Genomic DNA, 26,974 nt, shown 5'->3' on the forward strand with positions numbered 1-26,974 from the left:
AAGGCTTTTGGTGAAACCAGTCCCTACAAATTTTTCAACGTTTATGAGGTAGGGGAGGTTTCCACGTTAAGTTAATGGGAATTAACCAAAGTTAGATAAACCCGCCCCCTGGCGGTATCATTCATCACCGGACGCGGGGCAGGTTTATTTAACTAACGGCAAATATCAAGGTTTTTGGTAAAACCCTCCCCTACAAATCTCGGTATTGGGTTTATCCCGATAAGTCTCCCGATCTCAAACACACTTCAAATATTGTTGAAATTGCTGCTAATGGTATTATGTCATTGAAAGGAAATTACTGTAATAATGTTGGTTGTTTGAATAGCAATTAAGCAAATGGAAACACCTAATACAAACCAGCTAATTTTAGACTCTAAAAATAAAAATCAAGACCGCATTCCCCGAATAATCTCAATAGACATTTTGCGCGGACTTGTAATGGTACTGATGGCATTAGACCATGTACGAGCATTTTTCTCGAATGCTAACTTTAATCCTCTAGACCTCACTCAGACAAACATTTCTCTATTTCTCACACGTTGGATAACTCATCTTTGCGCCCCTACATTCATTTTTCTAGCAGGAATAGGAGCTTATCTATCTCTCAAACGTGGCAAAACTAAACAACAACTTTCTCAATTTTTGTTGCTCCGGGGGTGTTGGTTTATTCTACTAGATTTAACGGTAGTCCGTTTGAGCTGGAGGTTTAACCTGAGTTCTATGTTTTCTGCTGCGGGGGTGTTATGGGCGATCGCTTGGTCGATGATTTTCTTGGCAGCAATAATTTATCTTCCTACTCGGATAATAGCAGCGATTGGAATTTTGCTGATAGTCGGACATAATCTTTTTGATAATATACAAGCAGAACAATTAGGAAATATTGGTTGGGTTTGGGCAATACTTCACGAACGCACAATGATTGAACCAATTCCTGGTTTTCGCTTATTTATCCTCTATCCTCTGATTCCTTGGATCGGAGTAATAGCATTAGGTTATGCTTTCGGAACACTATTTGAAATGGAAAAATATTGGCGACTTCAGCTATTAAAAAAAAACGGCTTAAGTATGATTGTTGCTTTTATGATTATTCGAGCAACTAATGTTTATGGAGACCCCAATCCTTGGTCAATTCAGTCTAGATTTTCTGATACCTTACTATCCTTTATCAATTGTGATAAATATCCAGCTTCTTTCCTGTATTTATTAATAACACTCGGTCTAGCAATTCTATTACTTTATTTTTTAGAAAAATCGAACATACGTTATTTTAAACCATTAATTATATTAGGTCAGCAACCATTATTTTTCTATATTATCCACGTTTACTTAATTCATCTAACCGCTATTTTATTTGCCTTGTCCAGACATGGTATGGAACCTTTTACTTTCTACCAAGTAGGCATCAGTTGGAAACCAAAAACATTTGGGTATGATTTACCAATTGTTTATCTAATTTGCTTGTTAATAACTTTCCTGTTATACATTATTTGTGACTGGTTTGGTAAGTATAAGAAAAAGTATCGAGGTAAGTGGTGGTTGAATTACCTGTAAAGAGCAGTTATTTACCGAAATAATTAATAATTAAGCAATTAAATAATTAGATAATTCACGCCTTGAAGCCTCCCCTTTCAAGGGGAAAAAAATAAATCTTTTCCTTATTGGTCAATCCTCTCCCTTTTAGGGAGAGGTAATTATCAATTATCAATTATCCATTATCCATTAATGAAAAATATAGCAATCTTAAATTGGTTGTGATAATTTTTATAACAGTTAATTTTAAGTGAAAATATTTGAAATTCTGACTCCTGACTCCTGTAGGAGCGAACCACGTTTCGGCTGTCGCCGACATGAATGCGCACCATTCCGCAGGAATTCGCTCCTACCACCAAAATATTACAACTGTGCAGATGATTGCTATATATTCTGTTTTTATTAAGTATATGTTATGGTTTTTATTTTTATTCCCTATTGCCTCAAATCCAAAACTTATATTAATTCATAGTAAGTAGTTATTAAATTTATGATGATAATCATAGTTAACTGATATACTATTAGATTAATCAATTTAAGTTTTATTAGATTAACATTTATCTATGGGTCATCCTTCTTATACTCCTCCGTGGTTCCTGAAAAATGGTTTAGCAATGACTCTTTATGCAGCTTTTTGGATACCCCGTTTTTGGGAAGAGACTACTACATTTTCTGAGCCTCCTTACCAAGATACAATTTTTATTGGTGCAAATGATGTGCCAATTTTTGGCTGGATGGCTATTCCAAAAAACCCAAAAGGTACAATTATTGGGACTTATGGAATTACAGGAGACTTAGATAATCAATGGTTCTTACAACTATTAGGACGCAAAGCTTATGGTCAAGGTTATGCAGTTATTTTATTTGATTGGCGTGCCCACGGCAAGACAGCATCACTATCACCAGCTCTAACTTCAGATGGTATTTATGAAGGGCAAGATTTTGTTCATATTGCTGCTCAAGCAAAAGCAATGGGTTGTCCGCCTAATTTTTGGTTTACTGCATATTCTTTAGGGGGGCAACTAGCACTTTGGGGTGCAAAAGTAGCAGAAAATCTAGCTCCAGAATTAGGATTATCAGAAACAGATATTGGTGGTTGTGCAGTAATTTGTCCTAGTCTAGAAGCTCAACGTTCTCTCTCTTATTTAGATAGTTCTCCTGTGGGAAGACATTTGGATAAAGGAATTAGTAAAAATCTCAAAAAATTAGCTTGGTTAATTCACGAGCATCATCCAGATTTTATCGATCCAGAGGCAATTGAACGGGCAGATTCTATCTGGAAATTTGATGAAGAATTTATTATCAAAGGATTAGGATTTTCATCAGTAGAAGCTTACTATAAAGCAACAAGTCCCCTATATTTTTTACCTGATCTTAAGAAAAAAACATTGATTATTTATGCAGAAGATGACCCCCTATTTGACCCAACAATTGTGCCAGATTTAAAAGCTGCCTGTAAAGATAATTCTGCCATTGATTTGATTGTAACTCGTTACGGTGGTCATGTGGCTCATATTAGTAATAAATCATGTCAAAATTTTGCTCAAGATCCCGATATTTGGTGGGCACTGAATCGAGTTTTTGAATGGATTAAACAACATGAAACAGCAAGAGTAACGACTGCAGTTGCTGTCTGATTTAATCATCAGGAATTGGTTCAGCAATTAACAATGTTCATGTCGGCGACAGCCGTTTGCGAAGCATTCCGCAGGAAAACAATTAATAATTAATAATTACCCCTTCTTAAAAGAAGGGGATTGACTAAAAGTAATTTTTTTGATTTATCCCCTTAAAAGGGGAGGCTTCAAGGCATGAATTGTTGAATGAATAATTAATTTAATATCAACTCTTAATTATTAATTATTAACTATTAATTATTAATTATTCGGTAATTTTCCTAATTCCTGAAACTGATTTTGTAGTTAATATTTAGGTAAGCATTTCCTGGGGAATGCTGCGCAAACAGCTATTAGCTGTCAGCTTTCAGCAAAGTGATTTTTTCTTTCCTACAGAATAGTTTGCAAAAAAGCGATTTTTATTCCTGAAAATGTCTAAGTACCATTAATAAAACTTTTATAGCATATTATCAACAATAGCTGATAGCTGACGGCTGAATGCTTACGCTATATTAATTGAACCACAATTAAATCTTATTATCAAAAACTTTCAAAAAAAACCAAAAAAACTTGAACGTTCAACATACATCTAATAGTATCAACCATTATTTAACAATGGTTTTCAAGTGCTTGTCACTCCGTGAACCTGATTAATTTTATTAATAAACCACATCGGCATTAACCCTATCCATTTTTCTTGAATCACTCCATCTTTCAAAAGAACCGCTGTAGGTACTACCTCTATCTTCAATTTTTTATACAACCTTTTATCTACTGCAACGACAGGAAAATTCAAAAAATATCTATCTACAAAATCTTGCCCTAATTGAATATTTTCAGTATCTATTAATCCGACTATGGCTGGTAAATCATCTTGCCATTGCACCAACTTCAACACACCCAACCAATGTTTACATTGAGAACATTCGGGACTCATAAAAACCACAATTACAGACCCAGACATTAAAGATTTTGAATCTTCTCCTAGCCATTCTATTTGCCACATTCGGTTTTCTTGTAATGGGGTAAAATCAATATAAGGACGACCATTTTCTTGCATATATTCTAGGGAACCAGCAGCTAAAGCATAGCTAGTTATAAAAGTTATTAATACCACTAGCCATTGCCACAAAACAGTAGGCTGATATTTACCTAAAAATTCAGCAAATATTAATAGAAAAATATAAATAGCATTCAGGATTAAACTTTGAGTAGGAGTAATTTCTAGTAAACCGTTATAACAACCACAATCTTCTGTTTTGCCAGTTGATGTACTCCAGTAAGTAAGCATTGATAAACCAAATAATAATAAAATACTTACAGGTATTATTAGGGTCGGAAAAACTCCTAAAATTAAAGCAATTCCTAAAGCTGATTCAATCGCAGTAAATGTTAGGGCAACAGGTATAATTAATTTAGGAGTTACTAAATTAAATTTGGCAATATGTTGGGTGAATTTCCAAGGTTCTATAACTTTGACAATACCAGTAAAAATGAAAATACTGCCTACTATAGTTGAAGCTGTAGACGCTAATGTAAATAACATCATATTAGTTATTAATTATCAGTGATTAGTTATTAGTATTTTTTTGAGGACTTATGTAAAGAAACACGGTTTCTACGGTAAATTTTTGTTTTTGACAATAACCATCTAGGAGTAATACCATGTCTCAAAAACTTTTATACATTTTGTTGAGTAGGGGAGTAGGGGAGTAGGGGAGAGGGGGAGAAGTAAACATAAGAATAATTAACATTAAACTAGCTAAAATCAGCAAAAAAATAATTCTGATTGTATCGACCAGTTAATAACTGAAGTATCGCCCAAGTATAGCAATAATGCATGGGAATTGGTATAACTGAGTTTCTGGGTTCGCATGGCTTTAGTCCTGTTTTTGTAACATAACTCAGCTACAGTATGATATTACCGAAAAATAAAGGTGTAAAGCTTTCTATTTCAAGATAAAAAAGTGCTAGTGCAGAATGGCAGAAATAACTAACCAGTTACAAAATTCTCAAAGCCTTACCAATCAATAATGCTTGAATTTTGAGATTGCCACGGCTGTCGCCTCGCAACCTTTCAGGATTTTGACTTCCGCGTAGCGGCACTAGAATATTTCCTTATATTCAATCTGATGGTTTTAAGCAGAGGTAATTCTCCATTATTAATTATCAATTAATGAATGCCATTTTGTCAGTTAAAGTTTTCCCTAAAACCGATAATTTTGTGACCCACCAGTATAAGAATTATTATAATTGATTATAAGGTAATAATTTATAGCAATCGGCGCTTATGTTGTAATATTCTATCCTAGGGATTTGGTTTTCCCATCCCATTTTAGGTTGGGGAAAGGAGACCAAAACTCTACAATTTTTTTTGACAAATAATTTACGATTAGTATAGCTATAGGTTGTCATATTTTATCGTAAGGATTTAGTTTCCCAATCCCATCTTAGCTTCGGTTTAGAGACCAAACCTCTACAATTTTTTTTGACAAATAATTGAGGATTAATATAGCTATAGGTTGTCAGATTCTATCGTCAGAATTTAGTTTCCCAATCCCATCTTAGCTTCAGTTTAGAGACCAAACCTCTACAATTTTTTTTGACAAGTCATTATTTATCTTTTTCAGTAGGAGCTACTGATAACTGATAACTGTTAACGCAGTTCCTCCGTAGGAGGCTAACTGATAACTGAAATAACTCCCTAATACTAATTTTGATTATTTTCTGTTTGGTTTTTTAACTGTTGAAGCAGTCGTTCAAATTCTTGTTTAGATTTACCATATTCTACCCAATTATCTTGTCGTCTTGCTGCTTCAGCTTGACCATAAATTTCTACTATTGTATTAATCAAATCGGAAATATTTTCTGTTTCTGACGTTTTTTCTGTAACTTGAATTTCTGGTTTTTCGACTTCCCCACCAAAAATTGCTGCTAAAGATTGATTGAGAGTTTCTGCCATTACAACTTCTTTGTCATAAGCAACTATTACCCTTTTTAATTCTGGTAATTCTCCCTGTTCAGCTCTGAGGTAAATTGGTTCTACATACATTAATGATTCTTCTATAGGAATTACTAATAAATCTCCACGAATTACTTTTGAACCTTTCTGACTCCATAGAGTTAATTGTTGGGATATTTGAGGGTTTTGGTCGATGCGAGCTTCGATTTGACTAGGACCATAAACTAATTTTTGTTTGGGGAATTCATATAACAATAATTTGCCATAATTTTCTCCATCAGATTGTGCTGACATCCAGGCAATCATATTATCTTTATTGACTGGAGTAAATGGCAAAATTAAAACAAATTCTTCTCTCTTTTGTTCTGGCAAACGCATAATTAAATAGTAGGGTTCCATTAATTGTTTATTCTCTTCATAAATTTCTGTGGGAAACCGCCATAAATCTTCTTGATTGTAAAATAATTGTGGCTCACTCATGTGGTATGACAAATACATCTGAGCCTGAATTTTAAATAGGTCTAAAGGATAACGAAAATGCGCTTTAACATTAGCTGGAATTTCTGATTTTTCTGTGAATAATTGAGGAAATATTTTGCGGTAAGTATTCAGCACTGGGTCATTTTCATCTACTACGAAAAATTTCATTGTACCGTTGTAAGCATCAACCATAACTTTCACAGAATTCCGAATATAATTAACATTTCCTCTTGCTATCCGCTCAATATTGCCTCTATTTAATATTGCTCTAGCATTATTACTCAAATAAAGTGGTTCTGAATAGGGATAGCGATCGCTAACTGTATAAGCATCTAATATCCATTGCATTTTTCCGTCAATCAGAGCAATATAAGGGTCATTATCAAATCTTAAAAAGGGTGCAACTTGCTCTACTCTTTCTTTTATATTTCGATAGTAATGAATTTTTGAATTGTCAGTAAAGTAGCCAGAAATTAAGATATTAATGCTGCTTAAATCATAGGCATAGGCAAGTTTTCGCCACAAAGAATTGATTGCTACTCCCCCCGTACCACTATAAAAAGTAAAGGCATTTTCACCACTCCGAGGATAATCAAATTCTTCGGTACTCATGCCCGTAAAAATATGAGTATCGGTTTTTTCTCCATAGTAAATAGCAGGTTCCTCCACCTGAAGATTTACCTGAGAAACTGGCGGAATATCTTTGATAAATAACACAGGTAAACCATCTGGTTTAACTTCATTTACCGGATTCATTACTAACCCATAACCATGAGTATATTTTAAATGTTTATTTACCCAAGTTTGTGCTTTTCTAGGAACTTGAGAATAAACCATTTCCCTAGGAGAAAGCATTACCTGTCTGTAATTTTCATCAATAGTGTAACGGTCAACATCTACATCATTAAAGCGATAATAAAGTCGAATTTCTTGAAGTTGACGATAGGTGCTAAGAAGTGGTCGATAATCCCAAAGTCTAATATTACGAACAGTGGCTTGATTCTTTTCTAATGTTTGACTATCTAATTCTGATTTAGCTGGAAAACTTTTAGTTTCTACACCATCTAAACCATAAGCTTCACGAGTAAATTTAATATTATTTGCTATGTAGGGTTTTTCCTTTTGCAGTTCGTTAGGATTGACTATAAATTTCTGCTGAAACCCAGGATATAAAACATTGAATAATCCAAAGATAACTATATAAATAACCACCCCATAAGTCGGCAATAGAATATTATTTTTCCAGACAGAAAGTACACAAACTACTGCTAATAATAATGCCATTATTGCCATAACCCAATAGGCAAGAAGTTTAGCATGAACATCTGTATATCCAGCCCCAAAAACTACCCCATTAGAATCAAAAAGTAATTCATAACGTTCCAACCAAAATCCTACTGCAACTAAAATCGTAATTCCAGCAACTAAAAGACTAATATGGGTTTTAATTGAACCTGTTAAGAAATTTTGCCATCTGCGCTGATTAGTAAATTTACCTTTCAAAGCATAAACTACAAGAGCAATAATTAACCCACCAATAAATAGGGTAAATAACCAATCTTTAATTCCTTCATATAAGGGTAATCTAAATAAATAAAAGCCTACATCACTTTGATAAATTGGGTCTTGAATATCAAAATCTACAGCATTTAAGAACTTCAAAAAAGTCTCCCAACCTGGAGATGTAGTTGCTGCTGCACTTAAAGATATCAATAGAATATTTACAATTACAATTGCTTTAGTAAAAATATTACTATAGGGAGCTAATTCAGTTCCTCTCAAAAAACTATATGAGCGATCGCTTGTCAATTTTTCAGCTATCCAATAATTACCCCAAAGAAACAAACAGTAAATAAAAAATGTAGCCACCCAAAGAAATATTTGCCAACTTAATCTTGTCCAAAAAACATCAGCAAAATCAACAGCATTAAACCACCATACTTCAGTTAATAAATGAACTAAAGTTCGAGAAAGGGAAACAACAACTACAAGAATTAAAGTAAATGCAATTATTATGGAATTTTGTATTTTCATAATTCCTCATTGTTTTGTATTAAGAATTCTATTATACTAAATCTGGTTCAGACAGAAGCTTTATTATGAAAGTGCCGATCAAAGTAAGGGTTTGGTGACCAAACCCCTACAGAGGACTAGCTATATTTTCAGTCCCAATTTCAGCCCTCTTTGAAAAAAATAGCTGCATCTTCTTTTCTATTCCCTACTCCCTCATATTAAACATTCAAAGATACTTTTGATAACCCGACTTAGTATTCAAACTTCAATACCCTCATAAATTCAAATTTCACCACCGATAAAAATAGGGGTTTAGTCTCCAAACCCCTACAGAGGACTAGCTATATTTTCAGTCCCAATTTCAGCCCTCTTTGAAAAAAATAGCTGCATCTTCTTTTCTATTCCCTACTCCCTCATATTAAACATTCAAAGATACTTTTGATAACCCGACTTAGTATTCAAACTTCAATACCCTCATAAATTCAAATTTCACCACCGATAAAAATAGGGGTTTAGTCTCCAAACCCCTACAGAAGACTAGCTATATTTTCAGTCTTAATTTCTTGAAAAAAAATAGCTACATCTTCTTGTCTATTCCCTACTCCCTAATATTAAACATTCAAAGATACTTTTGATAACCCGACTTAGTATTCAAACTTCAATACCCTCATAAATTCAAATTTCACCACCGATAAAAATAGGGGTTTAGTCTCCAAACCCCTACAGAAGACTAGCTATATTTTCAGTCTTAATTTCTTGAAAAAAAATAGCTACATCTTCTTGTCTATTCCCTACTCCCTAATATTAAACATTCAAAGATACTTTTGATAACCCGACTTAGTATTCAAACTTCAATACCCTCATAAATTCAAATTTCACCACCGATAAAAATAGGGGTTTAGTCTCCAAACCCCTACAGAAGACTAGCTATATTTTCAGTTTATCTCTTCCTATTAAATATTCCCTGGTATTTCCTAACCAAACTGAGTATGAAAGTTTTAATGCCTCCATAAATTCAAATTTAACTGCTGATAAAAATTGGGGGTTTGGAAACCAAACCCCTACAGAAGACTAGCTATATCTTCCTAACATTAAATATTCATTGGTTCTCGAATAAACTTAACAAATAAATGTTTAAAAGTAGACCTAATTATCCGTGGAACACCAAAATCAATAGGTTTCTTCGTTGTAGGTAACTGCCAATTTTCTACCTCCACTTCAGCAGGTTTTAATAAAGGAAAATTTACCATCTTTAAATCAGAACAAAATCCCATTTCCTCAGCAACTGCTACTGTTGGAATTTCTGTCGGATTAACCTTTAAAATTTCTACAAAAGTTCGGTCAAGACTAAATACATCTGTAGACGCTCCCAAAATACCTAAATTTTTAGGTTCTCCACCAATAGGACCATTACCTTCATGCCCGATAATACTATCAATAATAGTTAAATTTGGATTAATTGCTTTTGCAGTTTCTACTAACATTTTCCCAAAACGATTAGCATCTTTACCTGCCTCTAAATGCCACCAAGCTTTCATTTTTCCTGGCACACAACCAAATAAGTTTTTAACTCCCATTGTCATAGTTAGTTGAACATGAGATTTAAGCTTAGGCAAATTAATTATTACATCTGCCGCCATTGCTTCTTTACTTAATAGTAAATGATTAAATTCTTGACTAACTATGTCGTAACGTTTTCCATGAAATTCAACTATTGGTAAATCCAACTCTTTAAGCAATGATAAATAACCATTTGCTTTTGCCACACCCATAGCACTACCAAAAGCAGGACTATCACCTAAAAAAGGTTTACCACCCGCTTCTTTTACCATTTTAGCTACACAATAAACTATTTCTCGTCTAGTTACACATTCTTTTGTGGGGCGAGAACCTGTGAGCAAATTTGGTTTAAGTAGAACACGATCGCCTGCTTTGACAAAAGAATTAATTCCACCTAATGGTTCTAAAAGATTCTCTATTGATTTTTCTAATTCGTTAATTTTATAAGAATTAGCTCGGATTAAACTTACAGTTGACATGATTTTTTTTACTAATAAACTACTCTATAAAAGGTATTAAATTGGTATTTTTCAACAGGTTTAGTTTGGATTAGCTAATTATAGCAATCTTAAATTAGGTTGTAAAATTTTATTGTAGGGGCTTGGTCTCCGAACCCAAGGGAATATGGGATTTGGAAACTAAACCCCTACAGGTTTTTTACCGAATAATTAAGGTATAAAGCCTTCTATTTCAAGAGAAACAATGAATTTATTTTCCTTTTATTTAATCCTCTTCTTTCTAATAATATAGAATCCGATTGAAAAGTCGTCATTGCGACGAAAGGAAGCAATCTCAGTGGCTTAGGATATTGCTTTCTTCCACGAGTGTAAGTCGCAATGACTTAGCTATGGTAATTATCCATTAATGAAACATCATTTCATATTGCTATATATGAAATAATTTGGGTTATTAAAAGACTTTAGTTAGAGATTTCTATTTTATCAAAAGTTTAACTTGAATAAATAAGATTTAGGTTATTCATTCTGACTCCAGACTCCAGACTCCTGACTCCTTTTGATTAGGTCATTCATTCTGACTCCTGACTCCTTTCAACAACCTAATTTTCTCCATAAACTCTACCACGCCATTTTGTCGGAGTCTTCATAGCAGATAAAAATATTCGTAAAACTGCCAAAGGATCTGCTAAAGGAGATAATAAAAATAACCAACTACCTTGAGCTTTACTAAAGTCATAGGAAGGAGCAATACCTAATAACAAAGCAAACCTAATTAATAGTAAAAATAAATTCAAACCAAATAACAAAAATTTGGCAGACAAAGAAATAGAAATAGGCAAACCAAACAACAAATAACCCAATACCACCAATAAAGGTAAACCCTGAGTCGCCAATAATAACCAAAGATCGCTCCAAACTTGAACCCTAGGAGAAGCATCCTTCAAGTCAAGCGATCGCCCCCACTCCTGCCAAGTTTCCACCATTCCCTCATACATTCTCACTTGCAAAACCTGCGCTCCATCCAGAAACCCTACCTTAAACCCCTCAGCAGCAATATTCCTAGCCAGAGTCACATCATCACAAAAAGAACCCTTCGCACTAACATAACCCTCCATCTTTGACAAAACCGAACGGCGACACAAAAAACACTGACCATTCGCCATAACTCGTTCCGGTGTTTGCGCCCCCGTACCCGTCGGTCCAAACCTATAGACTAAAGTTATTAATAAAGCAGGTTGTAGCCACAGTTCTCCTGGATACTTCAGGATAAACCGTGGCGACAGAGAAATCAAATCATAGCCTTCAGTCTCAGCCTTTTTTACCAAACTAGCTACTAACCCTGGATCTGGTTGAGTATCCGCATCGACTCCCAGAAACCATTCACTCTTTGGGGAACTTGCCAAAAACCCCGTATGTAGCGCCCAAGGACGACCCACCCATCCAGGAGGCAAAGGGTCATCCGTAATTAAACGAAACCTTGGGTCTTTTCTTGCTTGGTTCTTAACTAAATATTGAGTATCATCTGTCGAGTTACTATCAACTACAATTATTTCCCGAACTTCATAACTTTGCCGACTCAAACCAACTAAACAGGGAGTAATACGCTCTGCTTCATTAAGAGTCGGTACCACAACTGTCACCTTACCTAATAATTCTAGTGTAGGCTCCTCAGATTTTAATGGCGGTTGTCTAGTCGGACCTTTAATAAGACGTGATAGTAAGATAGCTGTTGCTGGTAGCTGCAACATTAGCATGACAAAAAAAAAGACTTCAGGCATGATTTTGGAATTTATTTATAGAGAAGTATTTTAGACTTTATATTATCTTTCAGACAAAGCCAAGAGTCTATCAACTCATTATTAGAAGTAGTGAGTTTAAAGTACAGGATATACTGTTAGGAATAAATATCAAAGTTTGAAGTGCAGTCAAAGTTTGAAAAACTCTCAAAAAATCATTCATTAATGGATAATGACCTATTTAACAATTGATAATGAACAATGGATAATGGATAATTATTTTTGAGCATAATTAGGGTTTGCTGAAAAAGTTTTTTGGTAAGGGTAGTAGTTAGGAGAATCATAGAATAGGTAGAAGGAAGAATTGTCTCTTGATTTTTCTAATCTTGTCTGCCTAAAATACTTACTTTTTGAGTTTTTTTGGACTAAAAAGAAAGCACTTGTCTTTATCTATCCATGCTTTGAGAGTTGATCGGCAAGCTCTAATTATCAATTATCCATTATCAATTATCCATTGTTAATGCCAGATTTTACCTAGAATTTTTCCTGGTCAGGTAAGGGGAAAATATAGGAAAATTAATAGTCAAGCTATTACTTATTACCTATTCCCCATTTCCTGTTTTCACACATCAGACTTTTTCAGTAAGTCTTATTTAATAGCCATGTCTACCTGTTTTCCAGATAGTTTTTCCCCATCTCCAGTTACAACATTTTCTACAGATATATCCATCTGCCTTAATCTATTAGCTTCAGATATCCACCATAGAATAATCGCTGGAACTACCCCCAATACTACACTCAAACCAGTAGGTAATAAGAATCTACTATCCAGGGCAACCACAGTAATTGTTGCTCCAAAAGTAAAATTAACCAAATAAGTTATTAATGGCAGATTTAATTCTTGACGGGACAACAAAATAGTTTTCTTGCCCCAAAGCAAGGCAGCTACAGTCATATATATTGCACCTGTACCTACCCACCCCACTAAATTGCGGTAAGGCATTCCAAAGAAAGACCCTTCATCTTGAAAGACCCAAAATGGAAATGGCGCCTGACTCATGGCTGGATCGAGGACTAGATCCCAAGCTGTTAGAAGTATTGCTCCTGTGGCGATCGCTCCTACATGGCGTATCCAGGAACTAGAACTATTGACCTGTAAACCACAACGAGCTAGTAAATAACAAACAAATCCCATATAAAACCAAGATAAGGGAATTGTAAATGGTACGAGACCTGCTATTTTGTATCCTAATCCACTGAGATAAGCATAATCCCCAAAAGGAAATCCTGTGCTAGTTCCTAATAGTTCGCTACTCAAAGATAGAAATACAGAAGGCAGCATAAAGGCCAAAGTTGTACCTATTCCTAAATTCCTAATTCCATACAGGGCAACTGCTAATGCTCCAAAGATAATGTAAGTTGCTCCTCCTCCTGCCATGCTCCATTGGAAGGCAGTTTGTCCTATAGGAGGCAAGCTGACAATAATTTCAGGATTCGGTAGAACTATTAACAGACCTGCTAGGCCAAAAACTGTTGATAAAATATGTGCAAGTAATAGATAGCGTTCGGCGATCGTAAGTTGCTTCATAGAAGTCCTATTTTTGAGTTCAAAACTCACTAATTTTCTGCTTTTATGTTTTTGGGAAAATACTTCAAATCTACTCTGTGCATCAGTAGTAGAGATTTGGAACTATTTTTTCCTCGTGGGACTAATTTTTTCTTGAAACTAATGCCACAAAACACTATCTATATAGTTTACAAATCTTTACAAAAAAATAACTAAAATAACCTAATATATTTTTTTGTTTATATTTTTAAATTTTGTTTTCTTTCTCAGTTACAGGGAAAAAAGAACAAGACTGATGAAATTTTTGGCTTGAAATTCAGTTTTACTTCGTTGCTTGAACATTATAAAATATTTAATCATATCATATTTTTTCTAAAATGTCAATAAAGAATATATTGATAGTTGCCTAAATAAACTAGAGTTTTGTAAAATCAACAGGATTTTCAAATAAAATGAAGGAAATTATATTAAGTAAACTTAGTTAAAATTATATTTAGTAGGAGATTAAGTGATTACAGAAATTTTAACAATAGGAATTATTGTTTTAGCCATACTTATAACTTTAAGCTGGTTAGCACTAGAATTACAATATCGTAATCGTCCGGGTAATGCCTTAGAATTAACATCTGGAGATTGGAATTTAGCAGTTGCAGAACCAGAAAAATATCTATTAGTAGGTGAAATGGAATTATGCAACCTTACTAAAAGCCTAGAAATAATGGTGCCAGAAGTAGAGGCAGAAGTAGAACTTTTATCTAGCGGAAGTTTAGAAGGAGTAAGTTGTGAAGCTAAGATTATTCCTTCCCATGAAGATGCTCCAGCTAGACCCGATAACTATTGGTTTGCTTATATAGTAAAAGTAGGCAAAAAGACAAAACTCAAAATATCAATTGATATTCAAGGTAATAATTTAGAGCAACTAAAATCAGCTTGGATTAAAGTACATTATGTCACTTATGGGCCTGGTGGTCGAGTTCCCAAAGTGAAAAATATTGTAGTTCCCCTGAAATTTCCTGACCCCAATACTACCCCAAATCAGCGAGAAGCAACAAATGCAAAAGTATTTCCCATTCGGACTCACCTATTAACACAGCTAGACGATCCGATAGAAATTATTAAACGTTATGTAGTTCCTCATGCTCAAAAGGGAGACATCGTTACAATAGGTGAAACACCCCTAGCTCTAATACAAGGTCGTTTTCGTCACCCCACAGAAGTTAAACCAGGATGGGTTGCCAAACGTATTTGTTACTTCTTTCTGCCCACCTCAAGTTTGGCCACAGCTTGTGGAATGCAGACTCTAGTAGATATCGTAGGACCAATAAGAGTATTAATAGCTTTTTTTGGAGGCTCCATTGCCAAAATATTAGGCAAACCTGGAATGTTTTACCAATTTGCTGGAGAACAAGCCAGACTAATAGATGATGTGACTGGAACTTTACCTCCTTATGACCAATTTATAGTTTTAGGTCCAGAAAATCCTCAGCAAGTAGTAGAACAAATACAACAAGCAACAGGTCTAGGTGCAGCAATAGTAGACGTTAACGACTTAAAAGCAGTTAAAATATTAGCAGCGACCTCTAACGTATCTCCCTCTTTACTAGAGGAAGCTTTGAGAAGTAATCCCGCAGGAAATGCTGATGAGCAAACCCCTGTAGTTCTGATTCGGCCATTGTCATCATAAGACAGAAAGTTGATGGAACCTCAAATTTCCATCAAAACAATAGTTGTTTTTATCTCCCGTTATCATTTCTGATTTAATGGGAGAGGAAAACAGCCAACAAAAAACGCCTTTATTCTGATTATAAATTTAAGTTTAATTTAATCAGTTTTATTTGAGAGGATAAGTTAGTTATTACTCTAATGACTATAGAAAAGATTAAAAACACGGTTGATGTTAATTTTAGATATCAAAGAGTTCTTAACTACTAAGACTTATGAAACTGTTCCTATTCTACAATTTTATTGTAGATATAGATTCTTATTAGCTAGAAAATCAAAGGAAAATATCTAGAAAAAAATTGCTCTTAGAACTGGCATAAGCAACATTAAGAGAATAGCTACTACATCAAAATATTCCCAGATAAAGGGGAAAATTGAACTTACATTACAGCTTGTAAATCAGTCAATTAACTTGATTTAATTGTAGTTGATTAATTACCTATTATAGGTAAGCAAATAAATGCTAAACTATCACAATAAATTTATGATGTGGCTTGAGAGGCATTTATAAAAAAACTTGAAACATTAGGGGTAAAACCTGGTTCTCATCTGGTAAAAGTTAGTCTTAATAATAGATATTAGAATTGTAGTAACTTTGGTCATAAAGTACATAAAATTCTGTCAGTTAGAACTCATTCTTCTCCTAAATAATGTAGTTTGGTAATAGACAGATATGAAAATTCAGTAATAAATATCTTAAATAAAACATTAAACAAGTTAGGTCTCATCTTTTCTACTTGGGTCGGGTTCAACATTAGGATAAGAACCAGGAAGCTCGAACTGTGAATTTGGGAAAGCCAAGATTATACTCCTTGCAGTTAACCATGAGAGAACCTCACCTCAGTCATTCCGAATAATTTGGATGACCAATAAATTTATTTAGCCAAATTCCCAGACCCACAAAATTTAAAATTTACTTTGACGTAAGCATCCCAAAACCAAGAACACAAAATCATGAAACCTTTCATCCGCCAAAAGCAAAGCCAGGTGGTCATTCGTCCCCTAGAGTACCGCGACCTAGAGGCTATCAAAAAGCTATGCTGGGAAACTCCAGAGGCCCAACACAACCACCGAGATGTTACTTTTAATCTCTCTCCCATTAACCTTAGCCAGAAATTGGCACAAATTCATCGTTGGTACTGGCCAATAAAGTTGTTGAGCCTTTTCCCTAATCCCTGCAAATATTTGTTAACTTCTTATGTTGCAGAAGTAGATGGACAAGTTAAGGGAGCAATCCAAGTTTGTCCAACAAATCGCACTCGCAGCAGTTGGCGGGTAGAAAGGATATTTATTGAAGAAGCAGGAAATACTAGAGGAATAGGTTCTCAACTACTTCGATACTGCTTTGAAAAAATTTGGGAAGCACGGACATGGTTGTTGCAAGTTAATGTGAATGATAAAGATACAATGGCACTGTATCGCCAAAATGGTTTTCAGCCATTGGCTCAAATTACTTACTGGACAATTACTCCCCAACAATTACAAGATTTATCCCAAACACAGCCAAATTTACCAAACTTACTACCTGTTAGTAATGCTGATGCTCAGTTGCTCTATCAATTAGATACTGCATCTATGCCACCTATGGTACGCCAAGTATTTGACCGCCATGTCCAGGATTTTCAAACTAGCTTTGTTAGTGGTTTGATTGAAGGAGTTAGACAATGGCTTAATCATACTGAGTTGGTAAGTGGTTATGTGTTTGAGTCTCAACGCAAGGCAGCAATAGGTTACTTCCAAGTAAAATTATGCCGTGATGGTACACAACCACATATAGCTGAGTTAACTGTACATCCGGCTTATACTTGGTTATACCCAGAGTTATTATCACAAATGGCAACATTGGCTCAAGATTTTCCTAATCAATCTTTGCAACTTGCTTCTGCTGATTATCAACCTGAACGTGAAGCATATTTAGAACAGATAAAAGCGAAACAAATTGAACATACTTTGTTAATGTCTCGTTCTGTTTGGCATAAAGTTCGGGAGTCTAGGTCAGTCATTTCCGATCTCCAACTTTCGGAAGTTCTGCAAAGTTTGCAACCCGCGAGAAAGCCTGTTCCTAGTCGTAGTTCTTGGTTGAAAATGATGCAAAATAAAAAAGATATGGGTAGTAATTCCCAGACAAATACTCATAATAACCATTATTGGGAAGGAAAAAATGAAAAACTAAATTCTGATGCAGAATTTATTCCTCCTAATTCAAAAAGTGCAGAGAATAATGATGATGAAAAAATCTAAGAATTATGATTTTTTAGTCTGTAACTAAATTAAATTTTTCATTGAAAAAGGAGTATAATTTCCAATGCCTCAAAATCGGATTTCCGCCCTAGGTTTGGATGTAGGTAGAAAACGTATGGGGGTCGCAGGATGTGATGGTACTGGTTTAATTGCTACTGGTATTACTACTATCAAGCGGACCTCATTTCAGCAAGATATAGCTCAATTGCAAACTATTGTCCAGGAACGTCAAGTACAACTTCTTGTGGTTGGTTTGCCCTATTCTATGAATGGTTCTATAGGTTTTCAAGGTAGGGAAGTACAAAAATATGCTCAAAGGTTGTCACAGACTCTCGAACTACCTGTAGAATATGTTGATGAACGTTTGACTTCGGTTCAAGCTGAGGAAATGCTGAAGGCGGCTAATATTTCTCCTTCTCAAAATAAGGGTTTAATTGATAGAAAGGCAGCAGCTTTGATTTTGCAACAATGGCTTGATGAACGGAGAGAAAACAATATTCAGTTTAGTAGTTAATAACTCTATATCGTTAGACTTAGCAAATACTAATTTTATCAGGATAAAATACTAAATCTCAAAGGTTTTGGTACATATCTTTCAGGTGGTCAGGAGTCAGGAGTCATTAGTTAGTAAAAAAAGGTACTAATACCAAGGGTGATAAATGTTTATTACAAATGGTAGAAGCAAGGAAGAGGGAAGAATTCATTAATGGATAATTGATAATGGATAATTGATAATTACCGAAATATTGTGGTTTAAAGCCTCCCCTTTTAAGGGGATAATAAATAAAAATTTTCCTGTTCGTCAATCCTCTTCTTTTCAAGGAGAGGTAATTCTAAATTCTTAATTCTAAATTCTTAATTCTTGAACTCTAGTTAAAACCTTACGGGAATTCAAGATCAGGAAATTCAAGAGCACTTTTTTCCCCTATCCAAGGAGAGGCTTCAAGGCGCGAATTATTTAATTATTAATAATTAATAATTAGGTAATAAATATTGAATAAAAGAGGGAAAATGATAGATATAGCTGTCTATAATGAACTTCAGAAGCTATTTTTAACTATCTGTGATCGAGATGCACTTTTTGTAGCATTCTTTTTTCATGCATAGTATAAGAGGTTTGAAATGAAAAGTATATTGAGATGAAAATTTGGTATAAGATAGACGCTTGTAACTTATCCAACCATCGCATTCTTTTTGATAATTGGTATAATGTAGGTCTGGGTAAAAATTTATCGTGATGAAAAGCCTGGCTCTAACTATGCTGAAGGTAGAATTAGGATATTTTTGATAAATTTCACTGTTTGTTAAATACTTGTTTCTTGACAGTTGATTTATTACTCAGGAATTTTGATGTTTATCCATATACAGTAAACAATCCCTAAAACCTATACAGGAGATAGAAAAAGGAAAAAGATTATAGCTGAATAATGATTTATCTAATTCATTTAGAGGCAAGATTAAAAATATTATTGATTTAGATTAATATTGATGATTCTTGAAATAAAAATACTGAAATAAATTAAACAATTTTCTTGAGGTTTAATGCAATTGCAATAATTAAGATAAATTCATAATTAATACTAGATAAATTAAATTTTTTGACCAAGATTTTGATTATTTTTAAGGAATAATTAGGGTTTGCTGAATAAAGTCTTTTGGTAGGGGTAGGAGTCAGGAGGTACGGACGTTGCATGCAACGTCCGTACGGAGTCAGGAGAAACTGGGAATTTAGAGGAGGTAGGAGTAAGAATTGTCCCTCAATTTTTCCGTCTTTAGTTTGCCCAAAATGCTAACTTTTTGAGAGTTTTAGACTAAAACAAGCGCACTTTTTGCTAATCCAAGACGCCTCAAGTCTTTACCTGTAAATGTTTTGATAATTAATCAGCAAGCCCTAATTATTTCCAGATAAATTTTGATAAATTAACTAGGTAATAGGTATAATTAGAACTAAATATATAACCAACAAATATAAAGTTGCTAAAAACCTTGGGGCTGCTATCCTATATCCTGCTTTGCAAACATTTCACTTCGTTAAATTCCCTTCAGACATACTTGAATATTTTCCCAACTACCAACTTATAGCGGTTTTCACAAAGGTAGACTAAAAAACTTCTTCCTTTAAACCAAAATATCTGTGCTATATATTAATGAAAACTGCTATAATATAACGACGATAATATTAATGAGGTACAATAGTTTTTCCTATTCCCTATTCCCTATTCCTTCAGATCAAAAATTTGTATATATCACTAATTTTATAATTAATATATTATAAATAGGCAATTTAATTGCACATTTACCAGTCTGAAATAATGCTTGACAATAACAATCTAATTTAACTATTGAATTAGTAAAAATTTCTAGTAGTAAGTATATATTAAAATATAATTTTTATAAATAATAGTTAATTGTTAAAATAGTGGAAAAAGATGTATGATCTGGAAAGTATAATTCGGCAAAAGTCTTGAGTGTTGAAATACACACAAACTATAACCAGGTATTTTTCAGACCCTTAATCAAGCAAAAGGGGTTCCAAACTACCAATTTTTTTTTAGATGAACAAATAATCACCTAATACCCAAAATGTTTTCATCCCCAGAATCACAAGAGAATGGACAATCTCAAGAAACCTATATTACCTTAACTGATGAGGCAGAGCGATCGCTACATTGTACCATAGAGTATTCTCTAGAGTTAAACGAGAAAGAGTATGTAATGTTACTACCATTAGACCTACCTGTAGAAATATTTACTTGGGGGTCAGAAGATCTAGAACAAGCAAGTATCCCTGTAGACGACGAATCAGAAATTGACCAAATTTTTGATACGGCCAAAGTTGTCCTCGAAGAACAAAACCTAATCTTGCAAAGAACGGCTATAACATTAACTGTGACTGGGGAGTTACCAGAATGGGACGAAGATGAACTAGATGAAGTGGATGAAAATGATGAAGCAAGTGAATATTACGAAGAACTGGCAACTTTTTTGTATCAAGACCAGAAATACGCTATATATACGCCGTTAGATCCATTTTTGATTCCAGCTCGTAAAAGGGATAATGGAAAATTAGAATTACTTTCAGAAGAAGAGTTTAAGCAAATTCAACCAATGGTTCAAGCAATGCTAGAAGATCAACTTTTCGATGATATGGAATAAAGCATTTGGAGCTTTTAGCAAATTTGGATCGCTTATCGCTTCAACGATCAGTTAACTTTTAGCCTCCTAGCTTGGAGCTGTCTGTTGCAAATTAGCTTTCCTAGGTAATTCTGCGCAAATGCTTTTCATCTTGTGTAGTGTTAATTGAGTTGTGGGGTAGCAAAACAGTTATCAGTAAGTACCTCCTGTAATAGGGAGACTTGAAATACTTAATTTTCTTGTTTTGGTCATCCTGTATAGTAATGGTGATAATCTATATTTTTTTCCCATACTTTGCCACACTTTCCAAACTTCTCACACCCCCCCATACTTCCTATACTTCTCACACTTCCAATACCATTACTATGCACCACCATTCTTTTTTTTATTCCCTGGTAAAGAGAGGTTTGAGACCTTATTTTCTAGTCATTTAGCTGAAGATTAGAACTTAACAATACTCTAGAATAGTTCAAGTCATCATTTTTACTACAAACTTAAAAATCAGAGCAATTTTTTTGCAAAGTATTAGTATTAACGAATCAAATGAAAAAAAGTATTAAACTAATTTCCAATCGTGCCCTGTTTTACTTGGCCATCTTGCCTGTAAGCTGTGGTATTTTTGCTTGGCAAGGGTGGACTTGGTGGAGTTGGGCCAGTAGCCCCCTAGTTTCAGCCACATCATCTACTCAATCTCCAGAAGTAGATGCTGTTACCATAAAAATTCCTGTGGGCACTTATGGTCAACAAATAGGCGAAGATTTAGAATCTGCTGGTATAATTCGCTCCGCAACAGCTTGGAATTTATGGGTTAAATGGTTAAGTTTACAAAATCCCGATCTGGAGTTTAAAGCTGGAACTTATAATTTATCTCCCACCGAACCACTTAGCGCCATTGCAGATAAAATCTTAGAGGGAGATGTTGTTAAACTCAGCTATGTCATTCGTGAAGGATGGTCAATTAAACAAATGGCTGAATATTTGGAAGCTGAAGGTTTTTTTCCTGCTGCTGATTTTATTGCTGCTACAAGAAATATTCCTTATGATAAGTTTCCATGGTTACCAAGTGATATACCTCATTTGGAGGGTTATCTATTCCCAGATACTTATAAAATAGTCGCGGAGAATACTACTCCAGAAGGTATTATTAATCAAATGCTAGGACAGTTTGAGCGAATAGCCCTACCAGTATATCAGAAAAACCCCAATAATGCAACAAAATTTACTCTCCATGAGTGGGTAACTCTGGCAAGTATTGTAGAAAAGGAATCTGTAGTTGCAGAAGAACGTGGTGTAATTTCAGGTGTATTTAATAATCGTTTGGAAAAGGGTATGAGGTTAGCAGCAGATCCAACGGTAGAATATGGCCTTGGTATTCGTCAAACGAAAGAAAAACCTCTTACTTATCGTCAGGTTGAAACTCCTTCTCCTTATAATACTTATCTGAATACTGGCTTACCACCAACTGCTATTGCTAGTCCAGGTAAGGCAAGTTTAGAAGCAACTCTTAATCCAGAAGATACAGAATATTTGTATTTTATGGCTCGCTATGATGGTACTCATATTTTTAGTCGTACTGCTGCGGAACATGAAGCTGCTATTGCTGAGGTAGAGAGAATGTTATCCTCTCAATAAGTGGAATAGGAAATAATTCATTAATGGATAATTGATAATTACCTCTTCTTATAAATAAGAGGATTGAATAAAAAGATTTTTTTTCTTTTTTCTCTTGAAAGAGAAGGCTTTATACCTTAATTTTTCCGTAAAAGGGAACAGTTGGAAAAAATTTTCTAGTCTAAGATTCTTTATCAGTTTATATCCTAACCAATTCTTTCTTAGCTATCTTAGCTATATTCGCTGTCATTGTTCGATTTGCTGTTTTTTTCTGCTCAATAAAGTCAAGATTAGCGACTTGTTAATAAATATTTTTTGAATATTTTTGCATATTAAAAATAGGCTAATTTTTGACTTTTAATTTATCAGCTTAAAGTTATTATTATAAAGATTAATGTTATGTCTTGGGGTAAACTTTTACAGCCAGATTTAGTTCTAGGTAATTCAGTTTTAAGTCTAACATTGGAAACTATTAAAAAAAATCAAATTCAAGGTTTAGTGTTAGATGTGGATGAAACTCTTGTGTCAATTCGTGATAGTGATACTTCTCCTGAATTGAGTTTGTGGGTAGAAGAAATTAAAACTATAGCAAGTTTATGGTTAGTTAGTAATAATATTAGCCAATACAGAATAGGTCGAATTGCTGAATCACTAAGTATACCTTATATTGCTAGTGCTGGTAAACCTTCTCGTCGTAAGTTAAAAAAAGCTGTTGATGCGATGAATTTACCAGTGGAAAAAGTTGCTATGGTAGGCGATCGCTTGTTTACTGATGTTTTAGCAGGAAATCGTTTAGGAATGTTTACTATTCTTGTTGAACCTATATCTAATGATGGTTTAGAATTTCCTAATTATAAAGTTCGTTCTTTTGAAGTATGGGTTTCTCAAGTATTAGGAGCGTCTTTAAATATGACTACTCATGGCTTGATTTCTGACCATAAAAAATGATTTTATCTAAGTATTCAGCTATTAGTTATTCTTCATTATCTTGGAAGTAGAAAACTTGTCAAGTTATCAATAAATTTATCATTACCGAATTATTTAATAATTAATAATTAAATAATTCTGGTTTAAAGCCTCCCCTTGAATAGGGAAAAAAAGTGCTCTTGAATTTCCTTATCTTCAATTCCGTAACGGTTTTAACCAGAGGTAATTATCAATTAATGAACTAACCTTAGTCATTACTTAATTATTTCAAAAGCTATTTCCATAGTTATGATTGATGAAAAGCTTAAACCTGACTGCTAATAACTTAATGCTTATAATCTTTAGTTCTTGACTTCTGCTATTTCTATAACTCGACTATTCCAGTCTTTAACCAATAAATTAAGAGGTTTTTCTGACCTAATTTTGTACTTAAGACCTCGCATTTGTACACGCATTAATATTTGTTCTAAACAGTCTTTATCAAAACAAACATGACGTTGGTGGTTTTTTGCTCCGAGACTCGCTCCACTGATAATGTGTAGTTGAGTATTTTTCATTAATTGATACCATAAACCATCTGAAGGTGCTGTTCCTTGGTTAGTAGTGCTGGGTCTGGTATAATCATTTGATAGGTAAAGTGGATCTATACCTGTTGCTCCTAATGTTTGTTCATAATTATAGTAGTAATGTAAGGGAACTTCTGCTACTGGTAACTCCAGTAGTCCTTCATATAATTGTTGGGCGATCGCCAAGTCGGATACCATAATTGTATGAACTTTTGGGGCGCTGGTCAGAAACATCCACATAGCTACAGCATAAGCAGCTAATAGCATAACCATTATTCCCTGAGTAGAAAATAGACTATCAAGAGGCAATTCTGGTAAAAAAGCACTTAGAGGTAACTGGGGAAGCAAAAAAGCCATAATATTTACTACTGACATCATCTAAAGATTAGGTCTAAATAATTACTATTGAATAAATTTAATTTAATTTTAGTTCAGACTTATAACTATACTATATTAGCAAATTTAGTTTTGTTTAGACTGTAATGCTCAATCCATTTTAGATCGAGAAAGTATAGTTATAATTTTTTCTCCATCAGCTTTTACTTGTTGCATCCCTTCATTAATAACATCAGGAAATCTGATTTAGTAAGTAGCTAAACAAAATTAAACCTACAATAACTGTAGGAGGTAAATTTGCTCAAACTATTATGTTCTATAGGTCACTAAATTATCAGCTATCCTAACTCCTTTTCAATATTAACTTGATTTATGGCCAGATACTTATGAGTTATTTTAGAGTATTTGTCTATGGTACTCTCAAACCAGGTGAGGTAAACTATCTATCCTATTGTGCTGAATATGTTGTGGAATTTTTTCCCGCAGTAGCAAAAGGTTTGTTGTATGAACTACCTATTGGTTATCCAGCAATGACTGGAGGAGAGAGTAATGTGCATGGATTTGTTTTATCATTTAGAAATCCAAAGGTTTTACTAGAGCTAGATAAGTTAGAAGATTATCATCCTGAACGCCCTCCAGAAGAAAACGAGTATCAAAGACAAAAAATTCCTACTTTTGGACTTGATGGAAAATATTTATGGACAGTTTGGAGCTATTTAATGTTACCGGAAAAAGTTAAGTTACTTGGTGGTAAATTCTTACCTAGTGGATGTTGGACAGGCAAGATATCAACTTAAAGTAAGATAATTATTTAATAATTACTATTAATTTTCTATAGGTGTAACAGAAGGTTGGGGAATTTGAAACAATGGTTCATTGACAGTTAACATAACATTATTGGGGTTAACTATTTCTATAATAGGTTCATTTAAAGCTATTTGTACAGGTTCAGTATCAGGCACAGATTCATCCACTAACTGAATTACCGGAGAACGAGTAGCAGAAATAATTCCCGATATAACTCCTATGAATAGAGCAGCGATAGCACTACCACGCCAAATCAAAGTCCGTTTCGATCTACGGTCAATTTTTTCAAATACTTGTTCAACTGTTCTATCTACAGTTTCTACCGTTGGAGTTATTGGCATTCTTTGAAACTCAGAACGTAGTTGTACTAATCTCTGATAAAGATGTTTAGCAACTGGATCTTTAGCCAGTAAAGCTTCTACTTCTCTACGTTGTGATGGTGTCACTTCACCATCAAGGTATGCACTTACTAATTCAAATCTTTCTTGTTTCATAACTATTTTTTCACCCTGAAGCTGATTGTCAAAATCATCTAAATCAAAATTTTCACTCATATTCAAACCACATAAAAACTTGATATTTTTTGATAAATTTTTGTATAGATTAAAAGATTTTTTCAGTTGAAATTTAGGTTAATGTTTTGAAGTCTCTATTAAAATTTTATTTGTTGATTTTTTGAGGTCAATTTTTGAGTTGATTTACAAGAGAATTTAATAACTTAATTCAGCCTATTTCAACCATCAAATATCCAAATATTTTTGGAGCTGCAATTGTAATCTTTGTCTAGCTCTAGCAATTCTTGATTTAACAGTTCCTAGAGAAACTCCAGTAATTTCTGCAATTTCTTCATAAGATAAACCCTCAATTTCTCTCAAAACAATAGTTACTCTGAATACTTCAGGTAATTGGGCGATCGCATCCCTGAGACGGTCATAAAACTCTTGTGTAGTTAATTCTTCTTCTGGCCCGGGAGTATCTGTAGCAATCTCCCAATCAATCATACCATCCTCTAAAGCCAGAGGGGCATCCAATGATAGAGGAGGGGTAACTCTTTTTCGTTTCCGTAACTCGTCGTAAAACAGGTTAGTGGTTATCCGACTTAGCCAACTCTTGAACTTAGCTGGTTCTTGTAAGCGTTTAATATTACGGTATACACGAATCCAAACTTCTTGAGCCAAATCTGAGCGATCTTGCCATTCGGGGGCCAAGTGATACAAAATTTTATCCACATGGGGTTGGTACCGATGTAGAAGTTCGGCGAATATAGTTCGATCTGGGCGACTACCTTGTTGGCAACGCAATACTAGATCGTAGTTAGAGAGTTTTTCTGGTGGCAATTCCACTTGCGAAAGGGTTGTTTCAACCTTAGACCAGGGTACAGATATATATTGACTCATTGGCGGAATTGGCTCAATAGTTTTGTTTTCCTATTTAGCTACAGTTACCTATACCTAGGTAGACGAGAAATATTTTACAGAGTTCCCAACTTCTCGAGTCCCGACTCCCGACTATCCTACTGGTCTGTCCAGATTAATTTGATGGGTATAGCTGTTAAATTGTTTCCCTTGTCTACCTTTCCCCTTGTCTTTCAAGGAAACATATCTCTCACAATGTGAAAATTAACAAACCACTACTCCTCACTCTCCACTTCAACAGAGTTCCCAACTTCTCGAGTCCCGACTCCCGACTATCCTACTGGTCTGTCCA

At 34.3% G+C, this 26,974-nt stretch carries 17 protein-coding genes; 9 read left to right on the top strand and 8 right to left on the bottom strand.

What is annotated here, in order from left to right; translation table 11 throughout:
* The first annotated feature begins 336 nt into the window (after positions 1–336).
* Together ACP6PK_RS07170 and ACP6PK_RS07175 are read left to right on the top strand one after the other, a co-directional pair.
* Positions 337–1,551, top strand: coding sequence for an acetyltransferase domain-containing protein (locus ACP6PK_RS07170; protein WP_426559012.1), 1,215 nt, complete (start codon positions 337–339; stop codon positions 1,549–1,551).
* Between the two features lie 542 nt (positions 1,552–2,093).
* Positions 2,094–3,167, top strand: a complete 1,074-nt coding sequence (locus ACP6PK_RS07175; protein ID WP_426559014.1) for a YheT family hydrolase — start codon at positions 2,094–2,096, stop codon at positions 3,165–3,167.
* A gap of 601 nt (positions 3,168–3,768) precedes the next feature.
* Here the strand turns inward: ACP6PK_RS07175 and ACP6PK_RS07180 are convergent.
* From ACP6PK_RS07180 to cruF, 5 genes are all read right to left on the bottom strand, one after another.
* Positions 3,769–4,695, bottom strand: coding sequence for a TlpA family protein disulfide reductase (locus ACP6PK_RS07180; RefSeq protein WP_426559016.1), 927 nt, complete (start codon positions 4,693–4,695; stop codon positions 3,769–3,771).
* Between the two features lie 1,161 nt (positions 4,696–5,856).
* Positions 5,857–8,622 (bottom strand): UPF0182 family membrane protein, encoded by a 2,766-nt coding sequence (locus ACP6PK_RS07185; protein WP_426559018.1) that lies wholly within the window; start codon positions 8,620–8,622, stop codon positions 5,857–5,859.
* Positions 8,623–9,692: 1,070 nt separating this feature from the next.
* Positions 9,693–10,640 (bottom strand): Npun_F2552 family protein, encoded by a 948-nt coding sequence (locus ACP6PK_RS07190; RefSeq protein ID WP_426559020.1) that lies wholly within the window; start codon positions 10,638–10,640, stop codon positions 9,693–9,695.
* Positions 10,641–11,218: 578 nt separating this feature from the next.
* Complete coding sequence (gene cruG / locus ACP6PK_RS07195) at positions 11,219–12,397, bottom strand: 2'-O-glycosyltransferase CruG (protein WP_426559022.1); 1,179 nt, start codon at positions 12,395–12,397, stop codon at positions 11,219–11,221.
* A 607-nt stretch (positions 12,398–13,004) separates the two neighbouring features.
* A complete protein-coding gene (cruF, locus tag ACP6PK_RS07200) occupies positions 13,005–13,943 on the bottom strand; it encodes a gamma-carotene 1'-hydroxylase CruF (protein WP_426559048.1) in 939 nt (312 codons plus the stop codon).
* 487 nt (positions 13,944–14,430) lie between these two features.
* On the opposite strand from cruF, the gene ACP6PK_RS07205 reads away from it, so the two are divergent.
* From ACP6PK_RS07205 to ACP6PK_RS07230, 6 genes are all read left to right on the top strand, one after another.
* Positions 14,431–15,606: a F420-0:Gamma-glutamyl ligase gene (locus ACP6PK_RS07205; RefSeq protein ID WP_426559024.1), complete on the top strand. Its 1,176-nt coding sequence runs from the start codon at positions 14,431–14,433 to the stop codon at positions 15,604–15,606.
* A gap of 992 nt (positions 15,607–16,598) precedes the next feature.
* Positions 16,599–17,885 carry a GNAT family N-acetyltransferase gene (locus ACP6PK_RS07210; protein ID WP_426559026.1) on the top strand — a complete coding sequence of 429 codons (1,287 nt, stop codon included), beginning with the start codon at positions 16,599–16,601 and terminating at the stop codon, positions 17,883–17,885.
* Positions 17,886–17,949: 64 nt separating this feature from the next.
* The gene (ruvX, locus tag ACP6PK_RS07215) at positions 17,950–18,399 is read left to right on the top strand and encodes a Holliday junction resolvase RuvX (protein WP_094671567.1); all 450 of its coding nucleotides are present in this window, start codon (positions 17,950–17,952) and stop codon (positions 18,397–18,399) included.
* A 2,069-nt stretch (positions 18,400–20,468) separates the two neighbouring features.
* Positions 20,469–21,041: a DUF3727 domain-containing protein gene (locus ACP6PK_RS07220; protein WP_426559028.1), complete on the top strand. Its 573-nt coding sequence runs from the start codon at positions 20,469–20,471 to the stop codon at positions 21,039–21,041.
* Between the two features lie 522 nt (positions 21,042–21,563).
* On the top strand, positions 21,564–22,652 hold the full coding sequence (gene mltG, locus ACP6PK_RS07225; protein WP_426559030.1) for an endolytic transglycosylase MltG: 1,089 nt from the start codon (positions 21,564–21,566) through the stop codon (positions 22,650–22,652).
* Between the two features lie 378 nt (positions 22,653–23,030).
* Positions 23,031–23,579, top strand: coding sequence for a YqeG family HAD IIIA-type phosphatase (locus ACP6PK_RS07230; RefSeq protein WP_426559032.1), 549 nt, complete (start codon positions 23,031–23,033; stop codon positions 23,577–23,579).
* A gap of 320 nt (positions 23,580–23,899) precedes the next feature.
* Here the strand turns inward: ACP6PK_RS07230 and ACP6PK_RS07235 are convergent, their stop codons facing one another.
* Positions 23,900–24,481 (bottom strand): glyoxalase-like domain protein, encoded by a 582-nt coding sequence (locus tag ACP6PK_RS07235; RefSeq protein ID WP_426559034.1) that lies wholly within the window; start codon positions 24,479–24,481, stop codon positions 23,900–23,902.
* A gap of 365 nt (positions 24,482–24,846) precedes the next feature.
* Here ACP6PK_RS07235 and ACP6PK_RS07240 point away from each other — a divergent pair, with 365 nt between their 5' ends.
* Positions 24,847–25,257: a gamma-glutamylcyclotransferase family protein gene (locus tag ACP6PK_RS07240; RefSeq protein WP_094671609.1), complete on the top strand. Its 411-nt coding sequence runs from the start codon at positions 24,847–24,849 to the stop codon at positions 25,255–25,257.
* Between the two features lie 27 nt (positions 25,258–25,284).
* Here the strand turns inward: ACP6PK_RS07240 and ACP6PK_RS07245 are convergent, their stop codons facing one another.
* On the bottom strand, positions 25,285–25,821 hold the full coding sequence (locus tag ACP6PK_RS07245; protein ID WP_426559036.1) for an anti-sigma factor family protein: 537 nt from the start codon (positions 25,819–25,821) through the stop codon (positions 25,285–25,287).
* Between the two features lie 186 nt (positions 25,822–26,007).
* The gene (locus tag ACP6PK_RS07250; RefSeq protein ID WP_094672268.1) at positions 26,008–26,664 is read right to left on the bottom strand and encodes a sigma-70 family RNA polymerase sigma factor; all 657 of its coding nucleotides are present in this window, start codon (positions 26,662–26,664) and stop codon (positions 26,008–26,010) included.
* Positions 26,665–26,974: the final 310 nt, after the last annotated feature.

It is taken from the genome of Dapis hubbardiae BLCC-M172, from assembly GCF_050016015.1.
Lineage (GTDB): Bacteria > Cyanobacteriota > Cyanobacteriia > Cyanobacteriales > Microcoleaceae > Trichodesmium.